Here is a 25881-nt window from a genome sequence, read left to right as displayed (position 1 = left end):
AAGCTTGAATTTCTTGTTCTGAAAAGAACTTCTGATTTTCATCATGACCGCATCCCAGCAAACTTTTCTAAACAGATAAAATACAAAGACCCGTAAATGCGCACTTTTTTCAAAGTGTACATCTTACGGGTCACAGATCATCTGTATAAATAGGGTGGCTTTTAAAGCCTTGTACTATTATGAAACTAATGCAGCCATGTAGCTGGAGACGAGCGAATCATAGTATTCTATGTTACCGGAAGTTCTAGACAGCAACTGGGCACCTTGAACAAATGCGATAAGTGCCTTTGCTTGTTCCAAAGCAGGATTAGTAAATGAAAATTCTCCATCTAATTTTCCTTTTTCGAGTACCTGCTGAGACCAAACGGTATTGGCTTCAAAAAATTTGTTTAATTCATCACGAATTTCGGTTGGAAAGGAATTCAGTTCAGCAGCCATCATGGAGCACAAACATAGCTTGGTGTTGTTTTCCAGAGTTTCTCGATATAGTCCAAAGAAAGATTCTATCTTCTGCTTACCACTCGAAGGTTGATCCTTGATTTGTTGAAGTTTATCCATAAATTCTTTACGATATCGAATCAGGACAGCCTGCACTAAGTCTTGTTTAGAAGGGAAATGATAATGAATACTCGCTTTACGTATTCCAATAGCATCTGCAATGTCAGCATAACTAAATCCATTATAACCCCGCTCTTGAACCAGAGTTAGACCTATATCCATAATCTCTTGTAATGTATTTCTTTTAATATTCATAGATGAAATCTACCATTCAGTAAGTAAACTGTCAAGGCTTCCTCCTTCCCATGTAGTAAAAGGGCTAACCACATCAATCGTGATTAGCCCCAAATATTTAGCGAAGGCGAGCAGTAACGCCGCCATCCAGAGGCATAACTACACCAGTAATCCAGGAAGCCGAGTCACTAGCCAAGAACAAAATAGCTTCAGCAACATCATTGGTTGTACCGTTCCGTCCGATTGGATGAAATGCATTAAAGCTTGGTAATACTTCTGCTACTTCTTCTTCACTCATAAATGTGTTGTAAATTGGAGTTTCAACCACAGCTGGTGCCACTGCATTCACTCGAATATGATCTCCAGCAAATTCTACCGCCAGGTTTTTAGTCAGCGCATGTCTTCCTGCCATAGCTGCCGAATATGCCGATGATGGTGTTGCTTCAACCGCGCTAATAGCCCACATCGAACCGGTGTTTACAATGGCGCCGCCACCTCTTTTTTTCATTTCGGGAATCACGGCTTGAGATGGATAGAATGTTCCTTTAACGATGGTATCCAGATACGATTGTAAATCATCTTCTGTGTGGTCCAAGAAAGGCGTAGGGTTAAATTTCCCTGTGTTATTGACCAAGATGTCTACACCGCCAAACGTTTCAACTGCCGTCTGAACCAATGTTTTTGATGTTTCTGGCAAGCTGATATCACCTGCGACAGCAATGACTTTCTTTCCGGATGGATCAATCTCCAGAGCGGTCTTCGTCAGAACATCCGCCCGACGTCCATTGATGACTACATTCGCTCCCTCTTCAAAGAAACGTTGTGCAGTCGTTTTACCGATTCCTGTTCCTCCACCAGTTACAATTACCGTTTTATTTTCAAATTTCATCTTCTTACCTCTCCTTATCATTTTTTATATTGTTTGAAATTTGGATTAGAAAAATACATAAAGACATTCTCTGTGATGAGGTAGATAAAACCCTATCCAGAAGTAATGCTAGAGTAATGTATTTTGAATATGCTTCATTTTACCAACCAATAGGTAGAAGGTCGACACCATCTTTCCCATTTATTTAAGAATCAATTTTAATATGAATTATGAGAAGAGCTTCCGAAGAAGATCGCCCTATGTCTACTTATTAAAATATCTATGATTATTTAAGTTAAAATAACTTAATTCTTCGTGTTAAACCACTCATGTAATTCAGGAACCGTACCTACGAGGATATACAAGTTGCGAAATCCTCTTTTAGATAAAATACGTGCTCCTTTCTTCCCCCTATAAAACCGGTCGGTTAATATCACAATAGTGTCGTCAGGAGAAAGTTCTTTCTCCCAAACGAATGGCAATCGACCTACAGGTATATTAATGGCTGTCGGAACATTTTCTTTTTCATAATCTGAAGCGTCTCTTACATCGAGTAGTCTGGCATTCGAATGTAGTTGGACTTGCCGTTGATCAAGATTTAAAAAGGTTACCTTTTGGATGATGCTCACATGTTTATATAGCCAAGCCAAAACGACGCATAATAGAATCCATACTAACATGCTATATCTCCTTAAAAATACGTCAGACTAACACTCAATTTGAACCCACTTGCTAGTATCATCTACACTTTCGTCTTAATATTTTTCCACATAACGTTGAATGGTTAGATACATTAGCGATACATTATAATTCATCGTAGGCATTCAAAGCATTGACACCATGTGCCATCGCAGATCCTGCTTTTAATGCAGTGGCGACCATAATGGCTTCTGCCATTTCTTCTTTAGTGACTTGGGCTTTTTTAGCTGCTTTTACGTGGACTTGAATACAATATGGACATCCAGTTACATGTGCAATGGCAATGGCAATGAGTTCCTTCTCCTTTACACTGAGCGCACCTGCTTTCATCGTTTGAACATCAAAGGTAACGAAGGATTTGAAGGCATCGCTCGCTAAACTGGAGTATTCTTTGATACGTTCGAAATAAGAGGCTTTGTATAATTCATCATCACCATTATTGTCATAAGCATTTAAAGCATTAACCCCATGTGCCATCGCAGATCCTGCCTTTAATGCAGTAGCAACCATGATGGCTTCCGCCATCTCTTCTTTTGTAGCTTCTTTTTTCACTTTATTCACATGAATCTCAATGCAATATGGACACCCTGTAACATGAGCAACAGCAACAGCCATTAATTCCTTTAACTTAGTAGAGAGTACACCCTCATTCAAAGATTTTTGGTCGAAATTCATAAATGCTTGAAAAGCACTACCAGATAGCTTATTGAACTCACCTAATCGGTTAATATAAGATTTTTTGTACAAGCTTTCTTGATTCATCTTAAAATGCCCCTTTACATGTTGAATTTTGATTTATTGATTATGCCGCTTAATAATTTCATTCACGACTCTTTCGGCTGATTGAACAGCGCCTTCCAAATGCCCACCTTGCTGTGATGCCATTTCGGTTCCAGCATAAAAAATATTTTGCAACGTATCCGTTTTGTCTATTATCGGACCGTAATTCGGGAAATCCAGTAATGGTTCGGAATCCTTCTCCACTGCAGTGTGTTCATCTGATGACCAATCTTTGTACAATATTCCTTTTACATGTTTTGCTGAGGGGCCGAATAAATGTGTTAGTTGTTTCATCACAAGTTCAGATATTTGTTCTTTTCCTGTATTCAAACGTACCTTAGCAGGGAGACCAAAGAAGCCAAAAAGTGCACCAGAACCACTCGGAGGTGAGGCATCATGTATTTCTTGTAAAGGTCCTACCCTACTTGAAACAAATCCGGAAAGTCCTTGATCACGCCAGAACGGGGTATCATAAACCACTACAATCTTCGCTTGACCTCCCATCCAAGTTGGCTTATTAAGCAGATTTGAATGTAGTTTAGGATGGAGTTTGGGTAAGAAAGATATGTTTTGTTCAATGATCCTTGGTGGTAGAGCAACGATAACTGAACTTGCATGAAATTCCTTCCCATTCGTTTGAACCTTTACCTTGCCATCGCCTTCTTGATGAATTGCAGTGACCATAGTATTCAGATGAATGGCCTCCGTTGGTAGTTTGGCAACCAATGCATCAATAAGCACTTGTACTCCGCCTACAAACCGAAGTGAATACTCCATCGCTCCTGCGGGTAAAACATGTTGTATTGGTGTCTCGGTTCTGGATCTTTCTACTAGCATCTTCCCATCGGTAAACTGCTCAAATGTCTGTAAGTTAAGCTCTTTGACCAGTCGGTCCATTGCATATTCATATCGAGGCCAGTACCAAGTTGGACCTAGATCGAATTTTCCCAGCTCTGGTTTGCCCTCAACCCCTAAGCTCAGAACCCTTCCCCCAATGCGATCTCTTGCTTCCAAGATAATACAGTTAATTCCCTGTTCATGAAGTAAGGTTGCAGCACGAAGTCCACCTAAACCTGCGCCAATGACAATTACAGGTTCATTTTTGTTAAAATTATTTTTCATTCTGGTGCTCCTTTATAATGATAAAAACTTATCTACATCGGTAGTGGAAAGTGAATTTTATGCTGTCAAAGTTTACGGGTATCAAGGTCGAAGTTAAATGAATTACCTGTTGGAGTATGCGTACATTTCTCCAGTACTATGCTTAATAAAACCAGGGCCAATCTTTCCAGAATAGCCCCTAAAGAATTAACGAAGGCAAGCAGTGACGCCGCCATCCAGAGGCATAACTACACCAGTAATCCAGGAAGCCGAGTCACTAGCCAAGAACAGAATAGCTTCAGCAACATCATTGGTTGTACCGTTCCGTCCAATAGGATGAAATGCATTAAAGCTTGGCAATACCTCTGCTACTTCTTCTTCGCTCATAAATGTGTTGTAAATTGGAGTTTCAACCACAGCTGGTGCCACTGCATTCACTCGAATATGTTCTCCAGCAAATTCTACCGCCATGTTTCTAGTCAGCGCATGTCTTCCTGCCATAGCTGCCGAATATGCCGATGATGGTGTTGCTTCAACCGCGCTAATGGCCCACATCGAACCGGTGTTTACAATGGCGCCGCCACCTCTTTTTTTCATTTCGGGAATCACGGATTGAGATGGATAGAATGTTCCTTTCACGATGGTATCCAAATACGATTGTAAATCATCTTCTGTGTGGTCCAAAAATGGTGTAGGGTTAAACTTCCCTGTGTTATTGACCAAGATGTCTACACCGCCAAACGTTTCAACTGCGGTCTGAACCAATTTTTTTGATGTTTCTGGCAAGCTGATATCACCTGCGACTGCAATGACTTTCTTTCCGGATGGATCAATCTCCAGGGCGGTCTTCATCAGAAGCTCTTCCCGACGTCCATTGATCACTACATTCGCTCCCTCTTCAAAGAAACGTTGTGCAGTCGTTTTACCGATTCCTGTTCCTCCACCAGTTACAATTACCGTTTTATTTTCAAAATTCATCTTTTGTATCTCCTTTATTTATCTACTAGTAGGTAGTTAATTGTTGTTATACTGTATTCTACATGTTTTAAAACTAATCAGCAACAGTTTATCGTTGTTGCTGATTTATCTATATTTATTTGATAAGGTTTAGAATTTTGGTTTTGAGAGCATCTCTTTGATTTATTCCAATCATAGTATCCACGAGTTTACCATCTTGGAACAAAAGTAACGCTGGGATGCTCCTAATGCCAAATTGTGAGGCGAGTTCAGCTTGTTCATCCACATTAACTGTAGCAACTGTAGCTTTTTCTGCTAGATCATCAGCTAATTCATGAACAATAGGAAGTTGGATTTGGCATGGACCACACCAAGGCGCCCAAAAATCGACTAATGTTACGCCTGTCTCTATTTGTTTATGGAAGGTTTGACTATTCAATGCAATTGCACTCATAAGAGTACCTCCTAATATATAATTCAATCAATATTTTGTTCAATTGATTAATTGAATTATAAAGCGATAAAAATCTTCTGTCAACCACGTTTTTATATCGAGTGTTTTGTCATACCATCCTCATCCTAAGTTTTTTAGTCCAACTTATAACCTCGAGACAAATTCGTTCGAGGCCATAGGCATATCGGATTACAATCATTTACTTGGTTCATACATACGTAAAACTGCCCGAAACCGTGTTTTTGCTTGAATCATTTTTTCATATGCTTCACTTGCATGTTCTATTGAGAACACTTCAATTATTGGCCGTACATCGGTCAAAACGCTAAACTTGACTGCTGCCTCAATTTCTTTGGACTGTCCAGTGAATGATCCCTTCACGGTATGAGGCCCTTTCAAAAAATCCATAGATGACAATTCTAAACGATCTCTGGATCCGGCGACAATAATGAGTTCTCCGCCCGACTCTAGGCCATGAACTAAAGAAGAGATCATGCTAGCATTTGGTGCTGTGGCAAGAATAACTTTAGCTCCACCGAGTGCTCTCAGAGCTTTGGCAGGGTCTTCTTTTTCTGCATCAATGTAGATATGTGCCCCAAGTTCTCTTGCCAAGAGTTCCTTATCCCCACCTCGGGATATTGCCACTGTTCGATAACCAGCTTTCTTTGCGTATTGGACAGCAAGATGTCCTAATCCGCCGATACCTGAAATAGCGACTACATCACCTGGACGTGCTGAACTATTTCGTAACGAACTAAATGTAGTTTCACCGGCACACATTAATGGAGCTGCTTCTTCAGAAGAGACTTCGTCGGGAATAAGAACTAAAGCATCTTCATTAGCAACCATGTACTCTGCGAATCCTCCGTCCATGGTCAATCCTGTTACTTGATTGTAGCCACTGTGATAACCCAAACCTACACGTTGCCCAATTTCCCACTTTTTCGATCCAACACCTTGTTGTTCAACGACTCCAACGACTTCGTGGCCAGGAATTCGTGGATATTCTGGGGCAAATCCTTTGATAGTACTTGAATCTCCGCTACAGACCCCACATGCTTCTATTCGAAGAAGTACTTGTCCTTCTGCAGGAATAGGTATAGGAATTTCTACTAATTTCATCGGTTCACCTTTTGCAGGAACTTGAATTGCTTTCATCTTATTCACTCATTTAACCCCCTCGAATCAGTTAGTAATTATAATTATAGAAGTATATTAAGTTTTATTCAATTTGATTATTGAATAATTGACAATTAGTTGCGAGTTAACTCTTTAATTCACACTCTCTCATCTCCTTTTATTTTTTCAGGAGAAATACTGCAAGAAATAGCACGTCATATGAAAAAATCACTATACTAATGACGTATAGTGATCATTCGAAAATTGTAGTGCCGATTAATCAAAGTTTATATTTATATTTGGAGTTTTTTGCTTAGTATCGTTTATTTTATCTAATTATGCTATCTGGCCTCAATACAATTGCTAAAGTGCTTATCTAGAATATATTTTTGATGCTATTAAACAAGTCACTAAAAAAAGCTGCTATCGTACGGAAAAGCATGCGGAGCCAGCTAGCTTTATCAACGTCTTCAGAAGTGATCAAATTCACGGTTTTCTCCTGAGTCTCCGTTCCATCGGCTTTGAACGTATAAGTAACCGTTCCAACTTTGGTTCCAACTTTGGTTCCTGCTTTAATTGGGGCTACCCATTGGTCTTCATTGGATAAATTTGTCTTGAATGTCACGTCTATGTTTTGCTGTTCTTTCGGAATAACAAAAACTACGGCACTGTCGGTCACGATGGGTACCTTAGTTTTAGTTCCCTTCTTTAGTGAAACAGACTCCCAACCAGGAACCTTACTTTTTACATCCGTCACCAGTTTTATCTCACTAAAGTTGTTAAATCCATAGTCGAGTACCTTCCTTGTCTCCTTAAAACGAGCAGATTCAGAATTTGTCCCCATTACTACGCTAATAAACCGTATCCCATTACGCTCTGCAGTACCTGTAAAATTATTTCCTGCGCTCGTAGTATGACCTGTCTTCATTCCGTCTAAGCCCTCATAGGAGCATGTCTTAAAATTGCTGATATTTTTGTTTTCTTCAAGCATCCAGTTGTTGTTAATAATTGAAGACGTGTCATTAGGACGGAATTTATATGATTGAATTGTCGTAAACTCTTTGTACTCTGGAAAATCTTGAATAAGATACCTGCAAAGTATGGCTGCATCTAGCGCCGACATCAACGTTTCTCTATCTTCAGCCGGACGGTAATCTACAGGCATATCTGCACGATCAAGTCCAGTGGAGTTGATGAAATACGTATTACTCATCCCCATACGCTGTGCTTCCTCATTCATCATTTTAACAAAGTTCGCCTCAGAACCAGCTACATACTCTGCCAACGCAACTGTGGCATCGTTTGCCGAACCTACAGTCATAGCGATATACAGTTCCTTTACTGTATGTTTATCACCTTCAGCAAGAAAAATGCGTGACCCGATACTTTCAGCTGCATTGTTCTGGATCTCAACAATATCATCCCAATTAAACTTCCCCTTGTTTATCTGCTCACTCTGTCATCATTTTGACCATACTTGCAGGCGGCCGAGCTTCGTCTCCCTTGATATTAAGAAGGACTTGGCCGGTTGAGACCTCCATAAGTATAGCCGATTTGACCTTCAAGCCAAGTGAATCCACTGAAGGAATTGAGTTTAACTCTTCCTCTTCAATTAATGCAGGAGTATAGGAAGAAGCAGTTAAAATGTCACCCTTATTACTCATGGCGTTCAATACAGGTGATGCTAACGACATGCAGAGCATGTTAGCCACCAAAAACGATGTAATACCTTTTCTAATCAAGTGTCGTTTTGCTACATTCTGTAGTTGGAAATTCAATACAATAGTTCTCCCTTCAAAACATCGAAACTTCGTAGTTCCTATGCTACACAAGTTTTCTTCCAATCCTCTTAAAATATAGTTTTTACATAAACCACCTTTCAGTTAGACCTCTAATACATATCGATTTGAATAAAAACGGAATAAGACCAATATAATTCCTTGGGTTAGGTCTGAAATTGTGCAAACAAACAATAAAAAAGCACTCAATCGGTCATAACCCTTTCAAGTTGACACTACAAAAAAGACAAGATTTAAGGTACGTCCGTTTCTCGGTATTCTGCCGGGGAAAGGGCGTTTATTTTTTCCGGATGCTTTTTCTCCACTTGTACTACACCAATCGGGAAACGGCAGCTAATTTCAAAAGTCGAACCAGACGACGCGCTCGCGGATCATCGCTTTACACGTCACTCCTTATATTTCTTTTATAGATAATTGCCGCCCAGAATTACAACACCTCATCATTCCATGCTAGAAAAATTCGTTTTCGGGCGTCCCTGTTTGGATCTAGCTGATTCTAGGCTTAATCCCTGTTTCGTTTTCACCGCCCATACATAGACTTGCGATTTGTTTTGAATATCCAAACGTTTCGCGACTTCACGTATAGTCATGTGTTCTTCATTGACTAACAGGGCTGCCTCCAATTTCAATTCCAAGGAATACCGACGGAAAGTTTGTCCTTTTTTAGCCATAAAATACCCTCCGTTCAACAAGAGTAGGTTCATCTTTACTGATGTCCTTTCTTTACCTTGCCCACTAAAAGGGGTTATACCAATTTTGCGATTTTTCATTAGGTGTTTCCCAACCTACGTATTAATGGATCTATCGTTATTATCCAGTGTGATGGCATAGTTAAAAGGATAGCCTTTTTAATTGCATTAGACTCTTTTGAGCTTTTTATCATCGTAGACATATACATCCATAGCTCGCGATAGAAATTGAGCCTAGTCCTCAACTGACCGTTTTTGTGAGATTAAACAAAATACGGCGAATAATGAAGCAATGCAGACCGCTGAAACTACCCCTTTTCCTCACAACGTTTTTATTTAGTTCTAATCAACAGGTACAAAAGGTCTTGATGTATTGCACTCAGAGGCACAAGGAATAGAATACATCATCAAAGGATTACTAAGAATGATGAATATTCTCGCAAAATAGAATTATCTTCCCAATAAACAAATATTAATGAATCATATGTTCTTCATTAACTTAGCCTTTCATTTCCAATCCCAAGGAATACCGCCGACAAGGTTGTTTTCTAGCCATAAAAAACCCCTCTGTTCAGCAAGATTAAGTTCATCTGTACAGATGTCTTTTTTTTCTTGTCCACTCAAAGGGGTTGTACCGTTTTTTATCGTTGATTAAATTGTTTTTTCGGCTCCTGTATCATCGTATGTCTTCATTTTTCTCAAAGTAGGAAACATGTACATCCATAACATCGCGATAGCTATTGAGCCTAGTCCTCCAATGACCGTTGCTCTCACGGCACCGAACCAACCTGCCATCATCCCAGATTCAAATTCGCCTAACTGATTAGACGTACCTATAAAAAGGGAGTTGATCGCACCAACACGGCCTTGCATTTCAAGTGGTGTATTTAACTGCACCACGGTGGAACGAATAACTACACTAACTACATCGGAGGCTCCTATAAAGAATAATGCGATTAAAGAAAGAACGAGATTCGTAGACATCCCGAAGACGATGGTTGAAACCCCAAAAACAGCTAAAGACCCAAATAAATACTTACCTACAGAATGTTGAATAGAAAATCGTGTGAGTACTAACGACATCAGCAACGCACCAACAGCAGGTGCAGTCCGCATCAAGCCTAAACCCCAGCTTCCTGTTTGAAGAATTTCCTTAGAGAAAATAGGAAGAAGTGCTGTTGCTCCTCCTAGTAAAACTGCAAATAAATCTAGGGAAATTGTACCCAAAATTATTTTCCGCTTAAAAACAAACCGGAGTCCTGAGAGTAAAGAATCTAACGTTGCAGCATCCTCAGTCTGATAGGTTTTTATAACTTTCACTTGCGAGATTAAAATTACAGAACATAACAGGGCGAGTAATGAAGTAATGTAAACCGCTGAAGGTGTAAAAACAATGAGTATCCCTCCCAATGCTGGACCTACGATGGATGCAGTTTGCCCTGCCGATGAATGCCACGCTACCGCCTCTGGCAATTCTTTTCGATCTACGATACTCGGAATCATCGCTGAACTGGCGGGATTCTCAAAAGCCCTACAAGTACCAAATAGCACAGCTGCAATTAAAATATGGTAACCCTCTATCCAGTGTCCCAAGCTCGAGATGGCTAAAAAGAGGATCACTGCACACTCAGCCAACTGTGCCACGATAATAATCTTAGGCCGATTCAGACGGTCAGCGATTTGTCCCCCAATTAGGGTGAGTAAAATCATAGGTGCAAATTCAGCAAGCCCAACCAAACCGAGTTCAAAGGCATCCTGCGTGAGTGCATACATTTGCCAACCAATGGTCACTGCTAACATTTGAAAAGCCAGCGTAGAAATGATCTCTACGCACCAAAACTTGCGAAAGGAAACATTGGTTCTAAACACCGATGACTGAGATATAAAAGTAGAAATACTAATCACTCCATATTAATAATAGATTTAGCTCTGTACATTTACAGAATATAGTTCGAACACTAATGTAGAATACGGTATCTGGTCGGAGATAAACCCGTATGCTGTTTGAAAGCCCGACTAAAATAAGATGGGTCAACAAAGCCAATCAACGTGGCGATATCCTCAACGGATAAGGTCGAGAACCTCAGTAACCTTTTGCCTTCTAATATCCGTCGATTGCGAATAATTTCGCCTGCTGTTTTGCCAAGCGCTCCTTTAATGGTTTGAATGAGGTGATTCGGTGTTACAAAAAGCATTTGTGCATAGTTGTCAATATTCAAACGTTCTTTATAATGATCCTCAACCAAATTTAAAAATGCTTGAGTCAGTTGGAAAGTGCGCTCCTCTTGATGTGTCATCTCCATTTGATTCTGAATCCGGTAAATCTCTATGGAAAGTAATCTTAAATAACTTCGAACGGCTTCGTCCCCTCGTGGCAAAGCGATGCGACATTCTCTATAGAGTAGTTCAAAAATACCATTGAAGAATTCTTTTTGTTCATTGTTAATGTGATATATCGGCTGTAGACTAGCTGTATAACCCTCGTCTGACGCGTTAAAGCTTAATCCATATTCTGTTAGCAATTCATTATTGAATTTCAGTAAATATCCTCTGAGGGGTTGATCCTCCCGTGTAAAACTCCATCCATGCACTTGCCCTGGTGAAATAAAACAGAGCATCTGAGACTGTAAAGTATATTCTTTAAAATCAATGTGTACCGTTCCCGTACCCTCTAAAATCCAGAAGATCTCGTAGAAGTCATGACGATGTGGAGAAAGCACATCCTTTACTTTTGTTTTATAAAATGGACCATTGATTGGCGATAAATCAAATTTTCTTGGATTCATAAATTCAAAATCATGAAAGATGGGTATATTTTTTGACATGTTTTAATCCTTTCTATCAGGACTCAAGAACGGAGTAACATAACGTGAGAAACTCCGTGAGCTAGGTCACGGAGCAACTTTGGATTCCCTTATTCAGTTTGGCCCTAGAACCTTTTGTCGTATGGATTCAAGTGCTTTCTCTTTCCCTAAGGGATACTCGGATTGGTGCCACTCTTCTCCGATCATCGAGTACACCTTTCCCTCCCTGGATGCTTTCAAACGAGTAAATAAGGGATTGGATATAAAATCTTCAAAACGGGATTGAACCAAATCTGCTGTATTTGATTCAAACGCATAATTACCTACAAAAATGTGGTCTGGCTGAAGGCTATAAATGGTATCTAATGAGACGACTTCTACCGTTGAATCCGGTTTGTCTAATGGGACTCCCTTAGCCGCAGGTAAATCCATATCCGTAAACAAGATATCGCCCAACAGGGACCGTCCATAAATACGATATTCAGTTGCATTGGTTACATATAGGGTAAATGTCTCTCCTGGATACTTTGCTTTAATTTCACTTCCTATATTTTTTGCTTTTGCAGAATACTGTCCGAACCATTCATCCACTTCTTTTTTCTTATCTAAAAATGCACCCAGCTCCGTAAACTGTTCTCTCCAAGAGTACAAATCATTTTCAAGATAGATCGTTGGAGCGATCTTAGACAACTGATCATACATTTTTTCTGTTCGTGAATTGCTGATTATCAAGTCTGGTTTAGCCGCCACAATATCCTCAATTTTAACCGTATGAGGGGAAACAAATACGGTGTTATCCATTTTTCCGTCTAAATAATTTGGTGCTTTTCCATTTAAACCAGTGGAAGATACGACAGGTGTGTATCCCATGATAAGGAGTTGCTCCGAGGTGTATGCCAAATCGACAATACGTTTCGGATTTACTGGTATATCGACGCTTCCTTTTATCGTTTGGATGGTTCGCAATTCGGTATTTACTTCATTCGTGTTCCCTGTGGTAGACTCACTCTTTGATGCAGATGGCCCATTAGTATCATTATTACAAGCCGAAATCATCATAAAAACAGATAGTATAAATATTAACATGCTCCATTTCTTCATCCGTATAACCCCTTTTCTTCACACGATTTTATTTGGATCGGAGCAGCAGGTACAGAAAGTAAGGTGCTCCAACTAATGAAACAAGAATGCCTGCAGGTACTTCTACACGTGGCAGAATTGTGCGTGCAAACCAATCACAAAGCAATAGCAACAATGCACCGATTAACGCTGAGATCGGGATAATCACTTTATATTTACTACCGACCAATTTTCTTGCAATATGCGGAGCCATTAGACCAATGAACCCGATTCCCCCACCAGCAGCAACACATGCTCCAGCTAAACCGACACTCACAAGTAGAAACTTCAGTCTTTCCCGATTAACTTTAACGCCAATACTCGTAGTTGTGCTTTCTCCAAAACTCAATGCGTCTAGATAGCGATTATTATAGAATGCATAGAGTGACAGAATCGTGATCCATGGTAGGATTGCAATCACGATAGGCCATCCCGTTCCTGTCAAACTTCCAGCCAACCAAACGGTTGCCCCCATATAGACTTCATCACTCAATTTTAAGGAAAGAATGATGTATATTGCCCGTAATCCTTCACCTACTGCTAAACCAACCAGTATTAATCGAATGGGTAGTATTCCTTTACGCCATGCAAGGGCATAGATGATTAGAGCGGTCAATAATGCACCAACAAAGGCGAAAATCGGTATACTCATTGCATTGTAGGATGCGACTGTGCCGCTTTGAAACACCAGATACATGAGCAAAACAACGGCAAGGCCTGAACCAGCATGGACACCCATTAGTCCTGGATCAGCCAGATCATTCCTGGATAAACCTTGCATAATAGCTCCTGAAATCGCTAAGCCACACCCAATAAGAAGTGCGATGACCATTCGTGGTAGGCGTAACTCAAAAAGCGTAAGGTTCTGCTCCGGAGTTCCTTTCCCTAATAATGTCGACCAGACTTCGTGCGGCGATATAGAAACCGAACCAGAATTTAAACTCAATATAAATACAATACAAATGAGAATTAAGATGATGAAGGCAAGCAGCGGGGCATGCTTTCTCCGAACGAATTGCATTACATTCCCCTCCATTGCTTTCTGGCCAAATATAAGAAAAACGGAACACCGAGAACAGCAGTTAGTGCACCTACTGGTGTTTCATAAGGGAACTGAACCCATCGCGCAACTAAATCTGCGTAGGTTAATAGCACCCCACCTAACATAGCCGAACAAGGAATGATTAATCGGTAATCCTGACCGACAAGAGATCGTACGATGTGCGGAATCACAAGCCCAATAAAACCTATCGCACCAGCAACGGAAACCGAGACTCCTGTCATTAAAGCCACTAATGCGATGGCTAACAATTTGGTGAGAAATGTCCGCTGCCCTAAGTTTGTTGCAATTTCTTCGCCCAAACTTAGAATACTGATGGAGCGGGAAAGAAACATTGTGATTAATAAACAAATTAGGCCAATCGGTAAAAGAAGCGATACTTCTGGCCAGCGCACCATGGATAGCCCTCCTGCATAAAAAAAAGCCATATCCTTAGAGATTTCAAAATATATAGCAAGTCCAGAACTTAGTGAACCGAATAAGTAACTAATCACTGTACCCGCCAATATCATCTTAACGGAGGTCATTCCACCGGGAGAAAAAATACTGATCACGTAAACAAAGAGAATACTAAGACCTGCACCCAAAAAGGAAACAAGCATGAGTTGAAAGTGATTTAATAATGGTGATAAGACCATGGCGATACATAATGCAAGACCGGCTCCTTGTGACAAGCCAAGAACCGATGGATCAGCCATTGGGTTTCGAGTGATTCCCTGCATGATCGCTCCGGATACTGCCATGCACGCTCCCACTAACATCGCACCTAAAACGCGAGGCAATCGTAATTCATGAATTAAAATATGAATATCCACTTCGGAATTGAATAAGAATAAGGCTTGCCATCCGTCTCTCCAACTTACCCCCGAAGTGCCATACATGATCGATATCATTACTCCAAGAATTAGCAGTAAAGCACCAACCAGAAAAATAGTAATAGCAACAGTGGTTTGTTTTTTCTGTATTAACGTGATTCTCATACCCCTTTCAAGTCTGGCTTACCGCTCCTTTATCGCGATCAAGTTCTTAGCCTTAGTTAGTTTAGTTGATAATGATTATCATTGTAAATGCGCATTCAACAACATCCATAAAAAGTACCGAAGTTGATGTCAAATATCCAAATTATCTAATGCATTTACGTCATTATTGCCTTTCAGAGTGCTGAGAGGGAACCTCAAAAAACAAGCTATTCATCAAAAAAGGAATAAAAAACTCTCTTCGCTTTTTAAGTGGATTCCACTTAAAAAGCGAAGAGAGTCAAATTTCATATTGTTCTATATTGCTTAGGAGTCATTCCTACTTTCTTTTTGAACACTTTATTGAAATAGCTTGTATTATTGAAACCACACTCCATGGATATATCTTGGATACTATAATCGGTCATACTTAATAATCGCTTAGCTGCCTCTATTCGATGCCGAAGTAGAAATTCAATAGGCGAACAATGCATATAGGATTGAAATACACGAGATGCTTCACTTTTACTAATGTTTGCTGATGTTGAAATATCAAGAAGTGTTATTGTTTTTTTATAATTGAACTCTATATAAGACACCATATGTTGCAATCGCACCTGATACTGTAAATCCCTTTTATCCAGTTTTAATTTCGGGATTTCTTCGAAGTTCAGTACGATCGTTTGCCATATTTGATTCAATAGACACTGAACCTGAAGCTCGAAACATGACTCGTGAGGGTTACACGTTTCAAAATTCAACTTCGGAAATGGACCAAACGAACTTTCAGCTCCATATTGTTGGAGTAAATCAAAAATACTAAATAGCTTTTTGAGAATTCCATTGTTCCAAGGAATATCCGAAGTAAAAATGATATAGGGTAAATTTTGGTCAGTCAGTATAGGTTTCATGTACTTCTGAAACATAATACTTGAATGTGGGGCGATTAATTCCGCAGAGAAAATGATATTCGGGCACTCACACATGTCCATCTCATTGATTTGTTCAAATCCATGTAAGGTATTCCCGTTTATAAATATACCGTCGCCTACATTTAAGGTAACAGTATGACTCCCAATCTGTACTCGAACTATTCCCCCCATAGCTACGTAAAATTGCGGCTCAAAATGCCAATGTAAAGGTACTCTTCTATCCAGAAATGTATATAATTCATCCACATAATACTGAATCGGAAATTCAGGATGTCCATGTTGAATATTTACAAATAGCGTACGGTCGACGGGCATCGTATCAGCTTTCATCACAACCACCTTCTTGGGAATATAATTTTATTTACTGGGAATAAAATATCTATCTTAATATTTCCCTGATGATATAATTCTATTCCATGAGCACCTGTGTTGCAAAGCATCAAGCCATTGAAAAGGAGGAAGTTATCATAATAATTAAAAAAACATTGATATACAAGTTTAGGACAATACCACCAGTCTCATTTCAACAGTTTAGAATTGTGTGTGGCTAACAAATTGCGTTCAATCGTTTAGCAATCAAGAAGGGGTAGAATGAAATTGAAAAAAATTATATTTTACATCATCGCAATATTAACTGGAGCTTGCTTGAGCTTTGAAGCCGCTCTTTTCGGAAAACTAGGAGAACAGGTCGGTGAATTAGAGGCTAACTTCTATAACTTCTTAATGGGGGCAATCATCTCGTTAATCCTTTTATTATTTTTTGGGAGAGGTAATCTACCTAAAATTATGAAATTGCCAAAATGGAACCTTCTCGGAGGCATTTTAGGGGTTGTCTATATGCTTTCAATTGTTATTGGTATTCCCTTTATAGGCGTGGGGTTATCCATGATAACGGTTGTAGTAGGACAAATGTTGACAAGTATTCTTATAGATCATTTCGGATGGTTTGGGAGTATGAAAAAGAGGGTTAGCGGCAAAAGGATAGCTGCTTTGATTCTTATGTTGGGCGCTTTAACTTTTACTATATTTTAAAAAGGAGTATCGTTATGGGAATTTTATTTGTAATTGTAATAATCACTTTGATTGGAGGCGCGGCAGTCAGCTCTCAATCATCGATCAATGGTAAAGTCGGTGGAACAATTGGTTTATTGGAGACTGTATTCTTCTCATTGGGTACCGGCGCATTAATTCTTGGGGTCTTGGTTTGCTTTTTTGGTACCGGCCATGTATTTGATCTGGTCCATGCCCCCAAACTACAACTTGCTGCTGTTTTCTTAGGATTTGGTTATTTGTTTTTGTCCAGTTTTAATGTGAATAAGCTTGGTGTAACTCCCGCTAATCTTACTGCCATTGTAGGCCAGATTCTTGCAGGATTTATGATCGATGCGCTAGGCTTATTCGGTAGTGCGGTCATTGAATTCTCGTGGCAGCGTGGAATTTCAGTTATTCTAATGTTAACCGCTCTTTCTTTAATTTTTAGCGAAAAGAATAGCACAACATTAGAAACAAAATTAAATTAAAATAAAAATAGTTATTCATCTAAATCGATAATCGGTCCAAGTTCTTGTCCGCAGTTTGGAAAAGAACTTGGCTCCTTAAAACAAAAAAGCCTCTTCCAATAGATTAACAATAGTAATACATATAATATTCAACTAACCTGCCCGATCGTATTATGAGATCAACCAGTTCTTTCTGGTTGATCCTTTTTTCATTTGCATAGAGGATTAAGGTAGCCTGGTCGAACGTACCTGCCCGTGGGACTTGATCCCGAGCGCTATAGTGTTCGCCCTACTTGTCATGACCATGATTGAGGCTGGTTGGGACGTAAGATCCCGTATAACAAGCGATGCTATGGAGCGACAAGAAGAACCTTAGGGATGCCGGGGAATCTAAACTTACAGGGAGAGATGAAATGAATCCAGTTGTCGGTCTAGATATTTCAAAAGAAGAAAGTCATGGACAAGCCTTTTTAGCGCGCGGAAAGCCCTTCAGAGGGACATTCCACTTCGAGCACACTCGTGATGGCCTAGCAAATTTACATCAAGTTTTGAAGGATGTTGAGACTGCATCCAAACTACGTCCTCTGCTTATTCTAGAAGCAACCGGCCATTACCAAAGTCCCGTTGTTCAGTTCCTAGAAGAACATCACTACATTTATATTGTCATTAATCCGCTCATCTCAAATCGGCTTAGAAAGTCTCAACTTCGTAAAGTAAAGACGGATGCTGTGGACGCTTACCTATTGGGAGAGTTGTACTACAAGGAAGAGTTTGAACCTTTTAAGAAAAGAGGTGTGCAACTTCTCAATCTGCGCTATCTTACAAGACAGTATGAATCCCTTTCAAAGATGTGTGTACAGACAAAGCTGCAATTCCAAGCCGTTTTAGATCAGGTTTTCCCAGCTTACAAAGGCGTCTTTGGAGCTATGTATTCCCGTATTTCACTACGGTTTTTAAGTGAATTTCCAACCTCATATTCAGTTTTGCAGACGGATGAAATTACACTCAAAGCTAAGATGAAAGAACTACTTTCTTCGAAACGGGGGCGTTCAGAGGGCTGGATTAACCAACGGGTTCAGCGACTGCTAGACGCGGCAAAACAAAACCCATTTCAACAAACCATGTATGCAAGCCACTTAATCAATTTGAAAGTTCTTATTACCCTTATTCTTCAGTACCAAGAGCATCTTGCTGAACTGGAACAGAACATAGATGCTCTGGCTGAAGAAATTGAAGAGTATGAATTAATTCAGTCGATTCCCGGTATTGGGCATAAAATTGCTGCAACAATTTTATCTGAAATTGGAGAGATCGACCGATTTGATCATCCTAAAAAGCTAGTGGCTTTTGCAGGCATTGACCCGAGTGTCTTTGCTTCCGGTAAATTTACAGCAACTCGAAACCGAATCACGAAACGTGGTTCCAGGCAGTTGCGTTACGCACTGGTAATGGCTGTCCAGTGTGGGCTTATACGCTCCCGAAATATGCGAATCAAAGCGTTCTATGATCGCAAGAGAGCAGAAGGAAAACCACATAAAGTAGCTCTAATCGCATGTGCAAATAAGCTCGTCCATTGGCTCTATGCAATCTTGAAAAACAAAAAGGAATTTCGTCCAATTTAAAAGATTATTATTGGCATAACCTTCCAAGGCACAACGGAAATTGGAGGGTTATTTAGCATGCTCATTTTAACTATACCACATGATTTAGAATCACTTTACTGGTAATCTTGACAAGCTATTAGCTGGTATAGCTGAATGAGAAGAAGCAGTTGCCGCGACGGCAAACTGCTCTTATTTAGTCTTACTCACCTACCATACCGTCCATATCAGCATCGTGCATATAAGGATATAACCAATGATCACTCGTTATTGGCATACTATAACCTGCTGTTTTAGCTTCTTTAATCGTCACCTGTCCATTACCGTTTGTATCAACACTAGAAATGTCAGCGTTTTTATTTGAACTAGTTGAGTCAGAAGGCTCACTGTCTGTTAATCCGAGTGATGCATTTACTTCATCAGGATTCACATTGTCAAATGTATCAACGATCTTGTTACCCTTTAACGTATACGTGTACTGGTAACTTGAAGGGATTTGGGTTTCTGTATTCGGATATGTGACAATCGCTTCAAAATTAGTGGCTCCACCTGCTTTGCGTATCGCATCTTCCATATAAGCCTGATCACCATGTCGGTTGAGTGTGCTATCTTGTGGGGTAATATTATATGGATTCGATACCCCTCCGAGAGAATCAGCAATGATATGTCCTTCATCTAAAACGTCACTTTCGACACCAGGAACCTTTGCCTCATCAGGGTAGTATCTGCCAGACGATAGTACAGGTTCGTTACGGTCGTCTTGTAGAATAATTTCATCAGCAATGACACGCACTAATTGCCCATATTCATTAGTAAATGCCCAATATTCACGGTCTCTGTATCCAATGTCAACAACAACGTTAGGTTCACGATACCCAGACAAATCACCACCATCGACTTCGATAAGCTTGTATCCTAAAAACAATTTGTTATTTGGTTGTGTTGATGTTTCCTCTTCTACTGGTTCATCAACAACCGCTTTGACAGCTGCTTTTTTTTCACTATTCTTATTTGTTGTATCTGTGGTTATTACTTGTGAATCTGTTTCTACATCTGTATTGGATGTATCTTCTACGTTGGTACAACCAACCATAAAGATGATCGTTAAAATTAAGATTAAATAGTTCATTTTCTTTTTCATTTTAGGACTCTCCTATAATTTCATACTGTTCATTCTAAAAACGACGACTTTAACTATCTTTTCTTGTTCTATAATCTTACCATAAAAGACTAATATCCTATTAAATTACCCTGCCCCCGTTAGCGCAGCGAAGGCAGCCGATCTTAGTCGTCGGCTGCCTTCGTGTCATCAGTAAGCTATAGTTTCCCGTTAGTTTAATGACGGTCTACATATTTTACTCTAGTTTTGAAGCATGGTCACTGAGTCCTTATCTTCAAATATTATTCTGTAATTCCATTATGCTGCTTAATTTTTGAAAATCACGATCATATGCTTACTTCCCATATATTCAACGGAAGTATTTAACTGCTCCGCCACAAAACGAACAGGAACGAACGCACTGCCGTTCTTCAGAAGTAAAGGAGCATCTTGCATCACCGTTTGCTGGTTTACTTTTACCTGCCTATTCCCTACAGCCCAACGAATCGTTTTACCATCCTTCTGAATCGTTACCTCTTTGGTGCTCTGATTCCAATTCACGGTTGCCCCAAGCTTCTCGGAGATGAAACGGATCGGCACATAGGTGCGTCCCGTCTGAATAAATGGCGCTGCGGAAATACGATAAGCACTGTCTCCGACATAAGCTGTCTTGTTGCTGATCACCAAGCGCTGTGTCTTACGCTGACCGCCAGGCAAATCAGTAGCCCAACATCCGAATTCTTAAACCAATAGGGAAGAGGGTGTACGTCTGGAGCCAATCTAATTGGTCTATATATCTGTTTTCTCCCCGGCTTTTACAATGACAAAGAAATCTAAATTGGAATATTCACCCAATTGTCCTATCTCGACCCAACGGAACCAACTCCTAATAATAAAAAAGCTCTTCCCTTGCGTTCGAGCGACTTGCCGATCTCCCCAGTCGCTGTAACAGCAATTCTGTCTCAACATTACGAATTCTCCTCTAGTTTTGGAATACAAAAAGGGTCCAAGCCACTTCTCAGCGAGGTTGAACCCGAAGGTTGCATTGCCTTTATTATCCTGCCATTAAATTATCATTCTTGTTGCTTTCAATCGAAAAAAATATCCATTATTTGCGGTATGGTTCCCCGAGTATGATCTTAAACCATCCTGCCCGTTAGCTTAATGAAACAGATTTGGAGGTCGTGGGAGAACAGTTTTTGTTACGAGGTCTAAGCCTCTAAAGCCGCTACGTTCTCCCGGCTCCCCCATCGTAAAGCGACCACAAAAAAAGGCCAACCAGTAATTACTGGCTAACCTGATAATACGAAAAAGCCGCTATAATAGCGACTTAAATGGAACAATGTTCTTGTCCCGCACAATTATATCTATATCGACCTAATATATTTATCTTTCTGCTTTCAGTGAGCGAATTATTCATGATATAGCTCTCTGCTTGCTTCATATGACGAAAAAAAACCTGATTATGGCAAGAGGAATATTCTCTCCGACGTCCTGAAGCATGCTCGTCCACAAGGATAGCTATACGTAGTTACCCTAGAGAGTAACTACATATATGTTTGATGCGAATACCACGTTTCAATATGATTAAGAATGTATGATTCACTTCATGAAATAAAGCAAATTTATGAGCTTTTCTTATTTCAGCAATGCGGTGTTACTTAATCGTGTTTACCAGAACAAAAAAGCATCTCCAACTAAGTTGTAGATGCTTTTTTGTTCCATAAGAATCATTTCATCATTAGTCTTCAGAGATGATTCAACAAATCTCGCTTTGATAGACACTCTTACTTGCTTAGTAGTTCCATGTAGTCACTCGCTTTTATCATACGTATTCTTAGAAACCTCTTCAATCTCATTGATGTTGGGTTGATAGTTCGGGACAGTGCACCTATGCATATACTTTACGTCCTGATTCATCTTCAATGAATTCAAATAGAAGGTTACGTAATCTGAGTGCTACTTATGAGGTTGTATATTCGGCTAATGAAGCTCTTAAAAATACGATTTCTCGTCTGATATCTTTCGGCTTAATTGCACCGAGAACTCTATTTTCAACCTCAGGTGTCCAATATATTTTCAACCTTCCTCGAGCTCTAGTAATGGCCGTGTAAAAAATACTATGGGTTATGTGGTCTTCAACTTCATCAGTTATAACGACTTTTACAGAATTGAATTCTAAGCCTTGTGCTTTATGGATTGATACTGCATATGCAACCTGAAATGGTACAAAAGATGTTGATGGTACTTCCAGATTTTCATCAACTTGTCTTTGGTCGTCAACTATGAAGCGAATTACTGAACGTCCTGCTGCCGAATTCCCTAGAAGCTCAAAATCATAGTGCATAGCCTCCAGTCCGTTAATTGATTTATCAACTTCAATATCAAACTGGATTTTACCTTCATCAAGTTCGATACCTACTATCCAGCCTTTTATATTGTTATAAATCAAGGGCGTGAAGCGATCAGATTCGTTGAATAGCACCGGATCACCAACTTTATACAATTGGAGCCCCCATGAGACAGCAAGGTTAGGATTTGCCTGTTGAAGGAACCGATTAATATTATTTATTCCATAGAGTCCGTCATAATTTAGGCATAAAATAATTTCATCCGGCTCTGAAGGTGTAAATATAGAAGCATCCAGAGAAGTTGAATACTGGTTTCTAGCTATTGTTTCTACTATTCTATCATCCACACCACGAACTCTATCCCATAATGTCTGCAATTCCTCATTGTGGCTTCTGTAAGGTCTTGTAAGATGATTAATTGATGATGCCGGTAAAAAACCTTCTGCCGCATTAAACCAGTTTCCAAATTGGATAGACTCAATTTGAAAAATATCACCTACCAAAATAAGCAGCTCAAAGTCGGCTTTTTCTAAGATTTCTTTCATATCACTGTTATTGACTGTACTACATTCATCGATGACTACTATGTCATATTTTGTGCGTATACTCTGTTTCTTTATAAACTTTGTGACAGTCATAAAGTCCGTATCACCTGTTTGAACTGTGACCCTACGTTTCATATTATCCACTGCAGGATTAGTATTGGCCAAGTACAACCTGCTCTGATTCATAAACAGATTTGAAATATGGTTGATAAGCGTAGACTTTCCTGTACCAGCCGAGCCGTAAATAAGAGCAACAGAAGACTGCGTGAACATTTGCCGCAACGATTCTCTTTTTTCTTCACAGTCCACTAAATGAACCTCGGAAGTAAGCCAATCGTCTACAGAGTTAGTATAGTTCTGGACGCCACTCGATGACAATTCAATGAGTTTCTGAATAATCCATACTGTGTCCTTTTCATAACCAGATATATAAAAATGATTGTTCCGTTCTTTCAAGCGTCGCGCTTGATGACGCTCATTATGGTACAGTCCTCTGTTGAAAGTACTCACAAGCATATCAACATCGCCGAACCGCTCAAGGTCACTTCGTGAAGTATAAAGTTGTCCATTCCTTTCTGTGTTTTTGAGTACATAGCGTGCAAGTAACTCGTGCATCCTATTCGTAGTGTCAAGACAGTCAAACAAATCAACTAGCTTCGGATTGTGATGTAAAAGCGAGGTAGTAAACGGCATATTATCAAAGGGAATACAACCGTAATTCAGACGAAGATGTGACAAATAAGGATTAGATCCACCAAGTTGATCTTCAATAATCCTTTTATTCATATGATAAAGTAAATATCTAAGAACATTGTAGCCTGATTGGTTACTTCTAATAATTTCGCGACAACGGTCAAACAAGTCAAAAAGATAGCTGACCTTTGCATTAAAAGTCGAGAGGACACTGGAACGAATTCGCCTATAATGCTCATCTTCAAAACAGAGAATTTCAACTAGGTTAAGTCCTGTTCTTGTCAAGAATTGCATCAAGCCTCTTCCCTCAGCAGAACTTGCATAACCCTGCAAATTTTCCGCGAAAATGTTCGAAAACTTCTCTATCTCAATCGGCCGAATCGCCACTTCCCAACTCACAATGATGAAAATAGGCATGGTCTTCCCTAAGATAGTGATGTTCTCTTCGATCGTTCCTAGTTTTACAGCATAGTATTTCGAGATATCTAATGAAGTGAAAGCGATTATGCGGTCAAATTTACTCGCTTTTCCGGTCGCGGGCATGAAGGTGACTTCATAGTAAATTCGTTGATCTACAAAAAACGGCTTAATTTTGTAAACGTAGTATCGCATATTATCGGATGATGCTATATCTGCGCGGTGATTTCTGCGTATTAACCTCTCAGCTATTTTCTCGTAATACTCCTGAAGATTTCTATCTATGTTTAATGGAAACTTATCCAGATTCGCAAGAACATCAAGTCCATACTGAGTTTTTAGGAAATCTTTGATTCTCAACATAAATTCATAGTATTTAAGCATCACACGCTCTGAATCCTCAGGTTCAAGAGTATAGTGTGAAGCAACAATTTGTAAATAATCGTGAAACCTCCATAAGAATTTCAGATTTCCCTTTGTCTTTACAAAGCTGATAGCCTGATCTATGTTTGAATAATTGTATGTTGTATCATGAGCATGAGCATAAATTTTGAACATTGCATGTTCAACAAAAGTCCGCAGATTGGACAGAATGTCCTGTGAGACTGCTCCTCTCCCCAAAGCGTCAAGGTTGTCAATGTGACGGCAAATAGCAGCATCGCTTCTAAAAATTTGCTCGTCAATTCTACGAATTGTTTCAAAGTCGGTAGTCATTTGCTTGCCTCATTTCTTAGGATTTTCTTTTCGTCACCTGATACCGTTTTCCTACCAAGAGAGGAATTTAAGCGCAATACATTCTTTTACTACTCTCAAAATTCCCCACCACTTGGTAGAAAACGCAAATACCTCTTCATAATGTAGCGCTTATCTTTAGTCTAAATCTGGAGTAAGATAAGAAATAAAAGAGTAGCCCTTAAATAACCTCATAGCTACAGCTACATATTGTACCTTATACTACAAGTCGTAGAGTTACCGCAGCGAACCTTTTCCGATTCAATAAAGACCGTTTTATTTATATATGACCTCGATTCTTCGAGCACAGCTAAAGAATGACGATAAATTTTCAATTTATCAACCAACATACGTTAACTGCACTAAAAAGTCTTTGTATTCATCTTTGTCTTTTCTCCCATAAAATGCAACTTCTTTAACGAGTATTTTCCCATAGTACCCTCCTAATATTACAGTAATGTCCTGGGAAGCAGTTGCATAAATTTGGGCGGTGATTTCTCTATATTTATTATGTAGTCGAATAATTTGTGTAAAATACTCCCTTACCACTAGGATAAGGTTTAGCCACTCGCCTTGTTTATCCAACTTTTCTTTTAATTTGATCTTATTATTGAATTTATATATTTTTTTCAATTCTTTGTAGTTTAACTCCACAAAATAAGGTAATTGACTACCTACCGTTCTACTAAAGAGTGGTATTATTGCTGTGATTCGCTCCACAATCAATCCCTGGTGCTGCATATAATTACGAATGAATTCCATGAGCTGATATGAAACAGATTCGTCATACAGTTTATTTGTCTCCTTTTCAAATTCTATTTTTAAATCGGAAACAAGTAGTTGCTTTTCCAAAAGAGACAACCCATGAAGTACTT

At 39.5% G+C, this 25881-nt stretch carries 23 protein-coding genes and 1 pseudogene; 3 read left to right on the top strand and 21 right to left on the bottom strand.

What is annotated here, in order from left to right; genetic code table 11:
• Positions 1-177: 177 nt before the first annotated feature.
• The 16 genes and pseudogenes from MKX36_RS12340 to MKX36_RS12265 all read right to left on the bottom strand — a co-directional run bounded on the left by MKX36_RS12340 (position 178) and on the right by MKX36_RS12265 (position 16399).
• Complete coding sequence (locus MKX36_RS12340; RefSeq protein ID WP_340864791.1) at positions 178-753, bottom strand: TetR/AcrR family transcriptional regulator; 576 nt, start codon at positions 751-753, stop codon at positions 178-180.
• Between the two features lie 97 nt (positions 754-850).
• Positions 851-1621 carry an SDR family NAD(P)-dependent oxidoreductase gene (locus tag MKX36_RS12335; RefSeq protein ID WP_340864790.1) on the bottom strand — a complete coding sequence of 257 codons (771 nt, stop codon included), beginning with the start codon at positions 1619-1621 and terminating at the stop codon, positions 851-853.
• Between the two features lie 284 nt (positions 1622-1905).
• Positions 1906-2280, bottom strand: a complete 375-nt coding sequence (locus MKX36_RS12330) for a rhodanese-like domain-containing protein (protein WP_340864789.1) — start codon at positions 2278-2280, stop codon at positions 1906-1908.
• A 124-nt stretch (positions 2281-2404) separates the two neighbouring features.
• On the bottom strand, positions 2405-3061 hold the full coding sequence (locus MKX36_RS12325) for a carboxymuconolactone decarboxylase family protein (RefSeq protein WP_340864788.1): 657 nt from the start codon (positions 3059-3061) through the stop codon (positions 2405-2407).
• 33 nt (positions 3062-3094) lie between these two features.
• Entirely contained in the window at positions 3095-4201 is a 1107-nt protein-coding gene (locus tag MKX36_RS12320; protein WP_340864787.1) for a flavin monoamine oxidase family protein, read from the bottom strand.
• Between the two features lie 186 nt (positions 4202-4387).
• Complete coding sequence (locus tag MKX36_RS12315; RefSeq protein WP_340864786.1) at positions 4388-5158, bottom strand: SDR family NAD(P)-dependent oxidoreductase; 771 nt, start codon at positions 5156-5158, stop codon at positions 4388-4390.
• Between the two features lie 115 nt (positions 5159-5273).
• Positions 5274-5591, bottom strand: coding sequence for a thioredoxin (gene trxA / locus MKX36_RS12310; RefSeq protein ID WP_340864785.1), 318 nt, complete (start codon positions 5589-5591; stop codon positions 5274-5276).
• A 195-nt stretch (positions 5592-5786) separates the two neighbouring features.
• Positions 5787-6758, bottom strand: a complete 972-nt coding sequence (locus MKX36_RS12305) for a zinc-binding dehydrogenase (RefSeq protein WP_340864784.1) — start codon at positions 6756-6758, stop codon at positions 5787-5789.
• 328 nt (positions 6759-7086) lie between these two features.
• Positions 7087-8494 (bottom strand): annotated as a pseudogene (locus MKX36_RS12300) (D-alanyl-D-alanine carboxypeptidase family protein).
• Between the two features lie 455 nt (positions 8495-8949).
• Positions 8950-9180 carry a transposase gene (locus MKX36_RS12295; protein ID WP_340864783.1) on the bottom strand — a complete coding sequence of 77 codons (231 nt, stop codon included), beginning with the start codon at positions 9178-9180 and terminating at the stop codon, positions 8950-8952.
• Positions 9181-9849: 669 nt separating this feature from the next.
• Complete coding sequence (locus MKX36_RS12290) at positions 9850-11067, bottom strand: MFS transporter (RefSeq protein WP_340864782.1); 1218 nt, start codon at positions 11065-11067, stop codon at positions 9850-9852.
• A gap of 89 nt (positions 11068-11156) precedes the next feature.
• On the bottom strand, positions 11157-12023 hold the full coding sequence (locus MKX36_RS12285; RefSeq protein ID WP_340864781.1) for an AraC family transcriptional regulator: 867 nt from the start codon (positions 12021-12023) through the stop codon (positions 11157-11159).
• 93 nt (positions 12024-12116) lie between these two features.
• Positions 12117-13103 carry an ABC transporter substrate-binding protein gene (locus MKX36_RS12280; RefSeq protein ID WP_340864780.1) on the bottom strand — a complete coding sequence of 329 codons (987 nt, stop codon included), beginning with the start codon at positions 13101-13103 and terminating at the stop codon, positions 12117-12119.
• A 28-nt stretch (positions 13104-13131) separates the two neighbouring features.
• The gene (locus MKX36_RS12275; protein ID WP_340864779.1) at positions 13132-14142 is read right to left on the bottom strand and encodes a FecCD family ABC transporter permease; all 1011 of its coding nucleotides are present in this window, start codon (positions 14140-14142) and stop codon (positions 13132-13134) included.
• Complete coding sequence (locus MKX36_RS12270) at positions 14142-15161, bottom strand: FecCD family ABC transporter permease (protein ID WP_340864778.1); 1020 nt, start codon at positions 15159-15161, stop codon at positions 14142-14144. The genes MKX36_RS12275 and MKX36_RS12270 overlap by 1 nt, the downstream gene beginning before the upstream one ends.
• 284 nt (positions 15162-15445) lie before the next feature.
• A complete protein-coding gene (locus tag MKX36_RS12265; protein ID WP_340864777.1) occupies positions 15446-16399 on the bottom strand; it encodes an AraC family transcriptional regulator in 954 nt (317 codons plus the stop codon).
• A gap of 261 nt (positions 16400-16660) precedes the next feature.
• On the opposite strand from MKX36_RS12265, the gene MKX36_RS12260 reads away from it, so the two are divergent.
• From MKX36_RS12260 to MKX36_RS12250, 3 genes are all read left to right on the top strand, one after another.
• Positions 16661-17101: a DMT family transporter gene (locus MKX36_RS12260; RefSeq protein WP_340864776.1), complete on the top strand. Its 441-nt coding sequence runs from the start codon at positions 16661-16663 to the stop codon at positions 17099-17101.
• Between the two features lie 14 nt (positions 17102-17115).
• Complete coding sequence (locus MKX36_RS12255) at positions 17116-17589, top strand: DMT family transporter (protein WP_340864775.1); 474 nt, start codon at positions 17116-17118, stop codon at positions 17587-17589.
• A 392-nt stretch (positions 17590-17981) separates the two neighbouring features.
• Complete coding sequence (locus MKX36_RS12250; RefSeq protein ID WP_340864774.1) at positions 17982-19190, top strand: IS110 family transposase; 1209 nt, start codon at positions 17982-17984, stop codon at positions 19188-19190.
• A gap of 181 nt (positions 19191-19371) precedes the next feature.
• Here MKX36_RS12250 and MKX36_RS12245 read toward each other — a convergent pair whose 3' ends face one another.
• The 5 genes from MKX36_RS12245 to MKX36_RS12225 form a co-directional block, all read right to left on the bottom strand.
• The gene (locus MKX36_RS12245) at positions 19372-20310 is read right to left on the bottom strand and encodes a DNA/RNA non-specific endonuclease (protein ID WP_340864773.1); all 939 of its coding nucleotides are present in this window, start codon (positions 20308-20310) and stop codon (positions 19372-19374) included.
• 285 nt (positions 20311-20595) lie between these two features.
• Positions 20596-20985, bottom strand: a complete 390-nt coding sequence (locus tag MKX36_RS12240) for a copper amine oxidase N-terminal domain-containing protein (RefSeq protein WP_340864772.1) — start codon at positions 20983-20985, stop codon at positions 20596-20598.
• Between the two features lie 72 nt (positions 20986-21057).
• Positions 21058-21237, bottom strand: a complete 180-nt coding sequence (locus MKX36_RS12235) for a hypothetical protein (RefSeq protein WP_340864771.1) — start codon at positions 21235-21237, stop codon at positions 21058-21060.
• Between the two features lie 994 nt (positions 21238-22231).
• Entirely contained in the window at positions 22232-24988 is a 2757-nt protein-coding gene (locus MKX36_RS12230; protein ID WP_340864770.1) for an ATP-dependent DNA helicase, read from the bottom strand.
• A gap of 357 nt (positions 24989-25345) precedes the next feature.
• Entirely contained in the window at positions 25346-25858 is a 513-nt protein-coding gene (locus MKX36_RS12225; RefSeq protein ID WP_340864769.1) for a hypothetical protein, read from the bottom strand.
• Positions 25859-25881: the final 23 nt, after the last annotated feature.

This window comes from Paenibacillus sp. FSL W8-0439 (assembly GCF_038008995.1).
Taxonomy (GTDB): Bacteria; Bacillota; Bacilli; order Paenibacillales; family Paenibacillaceae; genus Paenibacillus; species Paenibacillus polymyxa.
This window is presented reverse-complemented; position numbering and strand designations above follow the sequence as displayed.

Excerpts from the sequence above, each read along its gene's own strand:
- MKX36_RS12340 (WP_340864791.1), bottom strand. The coding sequence starts at position 753 with ATGAATATTAAAAGAAATACATTACAAGAGATTATGGATATAGGTCTA.
- MKX36_RS12335 (WP_340864790.1), bottom strand. The coding sequence starts at position 1,621 with ATGAAATTTGAAAATAAAACGGTAATTGTAACTGGTGGAGGAACAGGA.
- MKX36_RS12330 (WP_340864789.1), bottom strand. The coding sequence starts at position 2,280 with ATGTTAGTATGGATTCTATTATGCGTCGTTTTGGCTTGGCTATATAAA.
- MKX36_RS12325 (WP_340864788.1), bottom strand. The coding sequence starts at position 3,061 with ATGAATCAAGAAAGCTTGTACAAAAAATCTTATATTAACCGATTAGGT.
- MKX36_RS12320 (WP_340864787.1), bottom strand. The coding sequence starts at position 4,201 with ATGAAAAATAATTTTAACAAAAATGAACCTGTAATTGTCATTGGCGCA.
- MKX36_RS12315 (WP_340864786.1), bottom strand. The coding sequence starts at position 5,158 with ATGAATTTTGAAAATAAAACGGTAATTGTAACTGGTGGAGGAACAGGA.
- trxA (WP_340864785.1), bottom strand. The coding sequence starts at position 5,591 with ATGAGTGCAATTGCATTGAATAGTCAAACCTTCCATAAACAAATAGAG.
- MKX36_RS12295 (WP_340864783.1), bottom strand. The coding sequence starts at position 9,180 with ATGGCTAAAAAAGGACAAACTTTCCGTCGGTATTCCTTGGAATTGAAA.
- MKX36_RS12285 (WP_340864781.1), bottom strand. The coding sequence starts at position 12,023 with ATGTCAAAAAATATACCCATCTTTCATGATTTTGAATTTATGAATCCA.
- MKX36_RS12280 (WP_340864780.1), bottom strand. The coding sequence starts at position 13,103 with ATGAAGAAATGGAGCATGTTAATATTTATACTATCTGTTTTTATGATG.
- MKX36_RS12275 (WP_340864779.1), bottom strand. The coding sequence starts at position 14,142 with ATGCAATTCGTTCGGAGAAAGCATGCCCCGCTGCTTGCCTTCATCATC.
- MKX36_RS12270 (WP_340864778.1), bottom strand. The coding sequence starts at position 15,161 with ATGAGAATCACGTTAATACAGAAAAAACAAACCACTGTTGCTATTACT.
- MKX36_RS12265 (WP_340864777.1), bottom strand. The coding sequence starts at position 16,399 with ATGAAAGCTGATACGATGCCCGTCGACCGTACGCTATTTGTAAATATT.
- MKX36_RS12260 (WP_340864776.1), top strand. The coding sequence starts at position 16,661 with ATGAAATTGAAAAAAATTATATTTTACATCATCGCAATATTAACTGGA.
- MKX36_RS12255 (WP_340864775.1), top strand. The coding sequence starts at position 17,116 with ATGGGAATTTTATTTGTAATTGTAATAATCACTTTGATTGGAGGCGCG.
- MKX36_RS12250 (WP_340864774.1), top strand. The coding sequence starts at position 17,982 with ATGAATCCAGTTGTCGGTCTAGATATTTCAAAAGAAGAAAGTCATGGA.
- MKX36_RS12245 (WP_340864773.1), bottom strand. The coding sequence starts at position 20,310 with ATGAAAAAGAAAATGAACTATTTAATCTTAATTTTAACGATCATCTTT.
- MKX36_RS12235 (WP_340864771.1), bottom strand. The coding sequence starts at position 21,237 with ATGTTGAGACAGAATTGCTGTTACAGCGACTGGGGAGATCGGCAAGTC.
- MKX36_RS12230 (WP_340864770.1), bottom strand. The coding sequence starts at position 24,988 with ATGACTACCGACTTTGAAACAATTCGTAGAATTGACGAGCAAATTTTT.